Annotated in this window: 8 protein-coding genes and 1 pseudogene; all 9 read right to left on the minus strand. The window is 49.4% G+C overall.

What is annotated here, in order from left to right:
- Window positions 1-397: pseudogene (locus CVN76_RS21775) on the minus strand (ATP-binding protein); the annotation flags it as partial.
- Window positions 394-888, minus strand: a complete 495-nt coding sequence (locus CVN76_RS21780; RefSeq protein ID WP_100533037.1) for an ECF transporter S component — start codon at window positions 886-888, stop codon at window positions 394-396. The gene CVN76_RS21780 and the pseudogene CVN76_RS21775, both read right to left, overlap by 4 nt.
- Before the next feature lies 1 nt (window position 889).
- Window positions 890-1474, minus strand: coding sequence for a cob(I)yrinic acid a,c-diamide adenosyltransferase (locus CVN76_RS21785; RefSeq protein ID WP_100533038.1), 585 nt, complete (start codon window positions 1472-1474; stop codon window positions 890-892).
- A 14-nt stretch (window positions 1475-1488) separates the two neighbouring features.
- Window positions 1489-1917 carry a bifunctional adenosylcobinamide kinase/adenosylcobinamide-phosphate guanylyltransferase gene (locus CVN76_RS21790; protein ID WP_100533039.1) on the minus strand — a complete coding sequence of 143 codons (429 nt, stop codon included), beginning with the start codon at window positions 1915-1917 and terminating at the stop codon, window positions 1489-1491.
- Entirely contained in the window at window positions 1869-2486 is a 618-nt protein-coding gene (locus CVN76_RS21795; RefSeq protein ID WP_100533040.1) for a histidine phosphatase family protein, read from the minus strand. Before CVN76_RS21795 ends, CVN76_RS21790 begins: the two co-directional genes overlap by 49 nt.
- Window positions 2444-3235 carry an adenosylcobinamide-GDP ribazoletransferase gene (gene cobS / locus CVN76_RS21800; RefSeq protein WP_100533041.1) on the minus strand — a complete coding sequence of 264 codons (792 nt, stop codon included), beginning with the start codon at window positions 3233-3235 and terminating at the stop codon, window positions 2444-2446. Before cobS ends, CVN76_RS21795 begins: the two co-directional genes overlap by 43 nt.
- Window positions 3232-3807 carry a bifunctional adenosylcobinamide kinase/adenosylcobinamide-phosphate guanylyltransferase gene (locus CVN76_RS21805; protein ID WP_100533042.1) on the minus strand — a complete coding sequence of 192 codons (576 nt, stop codon included), beginning with the start codon at window positions 3805-3807 and terminating at the stop codon, window positions 3232-3234. The genes cobS and CVN76_RS21805 overlap by 4 nt, the downstream gene beginning before the upstream one ends.
- Window positions 3780-4853, minus strand: coding sequence for a threonine-phosphate decarboxylase CobD (gene cobD / locus CVN76_RS21810; protein ID WP_100533043.1), 1074 nt, complete (start codon window positions 4851-4853; stop codon window positions 3780-3782). Before cobD ends, CVN76_RS21805 begins: the two co-directional genes overlap by 28 nt.
- Window positions 4828-5230: cobalamin biosynthesis protein CobD/CbiB (locus CVN76_RS21815; RefSeq protein WP_198512620.1), on the minus strand; the 403-nt coding region annotated here is incomplete at its 5' end. The genes CVN76_RS21815 and cobD, both read right to left, overlap by 26 nt.

Genomic DNA, 5230 nt, shown 5'->3' on the forward strand with positions numbered 1-5230 from the left:
TGAGGGCCATTTTCCGTGAATGGTTTGGCTGCCTTGCCAGGTCATTCCTTCGCTTGCCAAGGACGATGAGACCAAGAGCCGATTGAAGCAGCGGCATGTTCGTTTCCGTGCTTCCCGTAATCGGAAGATCCAGACCCAATTCGTCCAAGCCTTGCATGATACCTTTGCTCAAGCCCTCCCAAGCTTCATCGCCGCAAAAATTATGGAGGACGACCGATATGGGATTTCCGCCAACGCTTAAGCATTCCATGACGGCCACCCTGAAGGAATAATAGCCGACGATTTCATATGGAACCTGAACAAAATCGTTTTCCTTCAGTCCTATTCCGCCACTATTGTCACTTGATATTATCAATGATTCCGATTCGGAAAATGGCAAAACCAAGGAATCTCTCATGATATCGATCCATCTTTAAGTATCGATTTTCTCAAGATAGGCTCCAAGCGGGGCAGCAAAAGGGCCGCCAAGGCAATATTTATCGCCGATGCAGCTGTTAATCCCGGCACTGTCAGCATATAGAATCCGGGACTGACCAGAAACACAAACGGCAGGCCCAGAATGAATGAATTGCCGATAAAAAAGAGGAAATAGGCGGACAGTTTTTTTCCTTGTATGAATAAAACGCCAAACATCCATACGAGCACGGCCATTTCAGCCATGATCAAAAAGTGAAATGGCCCCAATGGCAGCCCGCCGATGAACGCTGAAATGATATGTCCAAGTCCCGCTACGAGCGCTCCCGATACCGGGCCGAGGATGACAGCCGCCAAAAGGGCCGGAAAACTGTCCAAGGCGATACTGCCGATCGGGGAAGGGATTTTGAGCATCGCCCCTACAGCGGATAAGGCAATGAATAAAGCGATCACACTGATTCTTCTTACGTCCATGTTACTCCTTTTCCTTTCTTTTCCCTCCACGGAATACATTTGCACTGCGGATGTATTCCACATCTTTCACACCAAGCCGGAAGTTGATGACACGTGCTACCGCAAAGAAGTAATCGGATAAACGGTTTATATATTGAAGCGATAAAGGGGAGACGGCTGCCCCCGACTTGATCAAGGAAACGACCAATCGTTCCGCCCTTCTTGTAACCGTACGGGCAATATGGATGGTTGCTGCCGCTTTCGATCCGCCTGGCAAAATGAATTTTTCCAATTCCGGCGCTTCGGCGATGAACGCGTCAATCCGTTCTTCCAAATACGTAATCGCCTCTTCCGTCAGCTTTTGCTGAGCCTTCTCGGAGACCGTCGCCAGATCGCCGCCGCAGTCGAATAACTCATGCTGGATCTTTTCGAGATCTGCCAGCACATCGGCAAATATCGCTGCGTCCAATTCAGCCACCGCAAGGCCGATATAGCTATTCACCTCATCGACCGTTCCATATGACTCGACCCGGATGTCGTCCTTGTCAAGGCGCCCCCCGATAACGCTCGTTTGTCCTTTATCTCCTGTACGTGTATAGATTTTCATTCCTATTGCCTCCTCTATTTTATTCGCTGGTTAATTCCATACCAGATGATATCAACCCGGCTCGATAAGGATGCCACATCCTGATAGACCCAGCCGCAGGCATCACGCCAGCGACGATCGGTTGCTTCCATCGGCACGATTCCTTTGGATAGGTCAGAGCCGATTACGATGCAGCTGCGTTCATCGCTTCTCTTCTCCCATATTCGCCAGCCGGCGATGATTTCCTGCCATTTCTCGCGAATTGCATCAGCCGCCATCTTTCTGGCATCCGCCTGAATCCAGCCATCCAAGCCTTGCAATACGACGGTCTTGCCTTGGAAATCGAATCGTTGGGGCTGTTCTTTCTGATAACCGGAAAGCCACAGAACCTCAATTTCCAGTTCATACATCCGCTTTACCCATTCAGATTTGCCATTATAGGCACCGCCTGTAACAAAGTGCATCGCTCACCCCTCCTTAAACTGTTCCGGTCCTTCCAAATCAGCTCATAGCCCCTGCCGTGGGATATGCCCCAATCAAAAAAAGCCTTCTCCGCCGGGGCAAAGCGGACCAATAAATCCCGGATCACCCCGCCATGGGTCATTAAGACATAAGGGCCTTCCTCATCGGCAACCCATTCATTCCAGCCATTTTGGACCCGTTTCGAAAATTCCGGGTAGCTTTCCCCGCCAGGCACCATGGCCTCCATGGGGTGTTCCAGCCAATCCAGATAGTTGCCATCACGCTTCAATTCATCGTATGTCCGCCCTTCCCAATGACCGAAGTTCATCTCGCGGAAGGAGCGGTTTTTGACAAGTGCAGCATCCGGAAACAGCAGCCTTGCCGTTTCTTCACAACGAGGCAGATCACTCGTATGAATTTTTTCGTACAAGGGATAAGAGTCCCTTAAAGCTAGAATTTGCTTCTCTCCTTCGACACTTAGAGGTGAATCGCTCCAGCCTAGATAGGCCCTTCGCTCATTCGCTACTGTCAGCCCATGGCGAAGTAGTGTAATAGCCACAGTATCAGCCATAACCAAAGCTCAACCCCTTCCACCGATGCCCCCAATACATCCCCGGTTATCCCGCCGAACCAGCTGTTGATTTTACGTTTGATATAAAGCAGGAACACCACCGCTGCCAAACACATGATAACGAGTAGAGCGACAAGCTTAACATCGATGACCAAGGCCGCGGCCAGGCTCGCAAGGAGATACAGACCGTATATGGGCAAACTGCTCTTCTTTACCGCCTGTTGAAAAAATGCGCCGAGCCCTTCTTCTTTAGCAAGCGGCATCCTGATCAGTAAATAACCAATCACGCATTTGCTTAAGAGCGGCAGAGCGATGATCAAGAAGTATGTCCATTCATTGGCCCGTTCGACGATTTCATAGATGAAGAGAAATCTCGCGGCCAAAAGCACGATGACGGAGATGACACCGAATGCACCTGTTCTCGAATCCTTCATGATCTCCAATCTGCGCTCTTTATCCTGATAGGAAAAAAAAGCATCGCTAGCATCGATCCAACCATCAAGGTGCAGGCCGCCCGATAACGCAATCGTCAAAAACCATAGGAAAAAGGCAATCGCAAGGGACGAAAACGGCGTCCACTCCACTAGCACATATAAGGCTCCGCCCATGATCACACCTAGTAAAAGGCCTACCAAGGGAAAGGTTTGAATGGCCCGGTGAATATATTTCCTTTCCATCGGAAGCTGCTTTTTGATTGGAAAAACCGTAAAGAACTGCAGGTTGATTAAAAATCCGATCCATCCGTTCATGCCTGTTTTCCCCCCTTCATCTGCAACGGAATCCCCGATTCAACAAGATACGCATCATCCGCCTGTCCTACGATCGTTCGATGGAGCGTGCCAAGCATCCTTCCGTATATATGCAGCAATTCATTTTGGAAAATCGGTTCCTGGACCACTTCATTGCTGACGATGATCAAGCAGCCCGATTGTTGTCTTAGCTCATCGATGGCGCTGATGATTTTTGCCTGAATGCTATGTAAAAATTCCGCTTCAAGCGGAACTCCAGGACCGAAAAGTTCATTATCGAGCAAGGTTGTCAGGCAATCGAGCAGGATGATGGAATCGGAATCTATTTTCGCTGCGATTCTAGTAATATCCGTTGCATATTCGGAGGTCTGCCAAGCGATCGGGCTTCTTTGCCTGTCTTTTTGGTGCCTTAGGATGCGTTCCCCCATTTCAGCATCACTGCCACGCCCGCAGGCGAGGTAATGCAAGTTCCCCTCCATCAGGCGTGCATATTCCAGCGCTTTTCTTTCTGCAAAACTGCTTTTCCCGCTGCGGACACCGCCAGTTACAAAGCAGAGCCTTGCCTTTTCCACTGCCTTACCCCCTCCATCAGCGCCTCGTTATCACGTTCACCCTTCACTGCAAACCGGAGCCACAAACCGTCCAACCCGGGAAAATTATCGGTATGACGCGGGACGATTCCTCTTTTCAGCAAAAAGGGAAACAAAGAGAGCGTTTCATCTTTCAGTAAGTAAAAATTGACCGTGCTGTCGGAGACTGTTACTCCAAGCTCCCGATAAAACCGGGATAGTTTCTGTTTTTGTGATTGAATATATTCTTTTGTCTCACTTATATATGCCTCTTCTTCTAGACAGATTCTGCCCACTTCCAATGCGACTTGGTTGACGCTCCAATGCGGTTTATAGCTTTTCACCGTCTTGATGATGCTCCATTCGGCAAGTAAATAGCCTAGTCTCAAGCCCGGAATCGCAAAGATTTTCGTCATCGACCTTAGAACAAGCAAATGTGGAAATCGTTTGATTAATGGCGCAAACGTAAAGGCGTCCTCGGTAAAATCATAAAACGCCTCATCGATGACAACCAGGCAATCCGCTTTTTGGCATTCGCTGATCAATTCCATCACAGCCCCACGGTCAAATGACACGCCCGTCGGGTTATTGGGAGTGCAGAGGAAAACCGCATCATATTCACGTAATCTCGGAATCAAGCGAGCCACATCCAGCTGCCAACCAGGAGCATCAAGCTGGTGGAAGTCGACCTCACAACCAGCTGCCAAACAAGCTTGCTCATATTCCGCAAAAGCCGGCTGGATGATCAACACCTTCCGATCGGCCAGAATGTTGGCCACCAGCATGATGATCTCTGCACCACCGTTCCCTACCAAAACCGATGCCATGGGAAGCGCTTCTTTCTCTGCAATCGCTTTTGTCAGTTCAACGGCATGGGGGTCCGGGTAATGCATGACCCCTTCAAAAAAACCGGACCAGCGTTCCTTGATTCGCAAAGGCGGTCCCAATGGGTTGATGTTTGCGCTGAAGTCGATGATCGAGCCAGGCATTTCAATTTCCAGCGCTTCGTAAAGATAATGTGGATTAGAACCATGAGATGGTAATTTCAAATGCAATTCCCCCCAGCCAAAGCATCAGTAAAAATAGAAAAGACGATCGATGCATGATGGCAATCGTTTTTGGTATATGTTTTGCCTCCAGCGGAACAAGCGGCACGCCCATGCGCGCACGGTCAGAAACTACTCCTTTGTACATATTGAGCCCGCCAAGCTGCACACCCAAAATCGCCGCAACGGCTGCTTCACACCAGCCGCTATTCGGACTTGGATGTTTCTTCGCATCACTGAATAAGATCCTCCATCTGCCCTGAAGATCATGATGGCTAGATTTCGAGCATAACAGCATCAAAAGTCCAGTGAGGCGGCTGGGAAGGTAGTTCGCGATATCATCGAGCTTTGCCGAAGCCCAGCCAAATTGGCCATATTTA

It is taken from the genome of Bacillus sp. mrc49 (assembly GCF_002803435.1).

Coding starts and splice junctions, on each gene's coding strand:
- CVN76_RS21785 (WP_100533038.1), bottom strand. CDS start 1,474: ATGAAAATCTATACACGTACAGGAGATAAAGGACAAACGAGCGTTATC.
- CVN76_RS21795 (WP_100533040.1), bottom strand. CDS start 2,486: ATGGCTGATACTGTGGCTATTACACTACTTCGCCATGGGCTGACAGTA.
- CVN76_RS21790 (WP_100533039.1), bottom strand. CDS start 1,917: ATGCACTTTGTTACAGGCGGTGCCTATAATGGCAAATCTGAATGGGTA.
- CVN76_RS21780 (WP_100533037.1), bottom strand. CDS start 888: ATGGACGTAAGAAGAATCAGTGTGATCGCTTTATTCATTGCCTTATCC.
- cobS (WP_100533041.1), bottom strand. CDS start 3,235: ATGAACGGATGGATCGGATTTTTAATCAACCTGCAGTTCTTTACGGTT.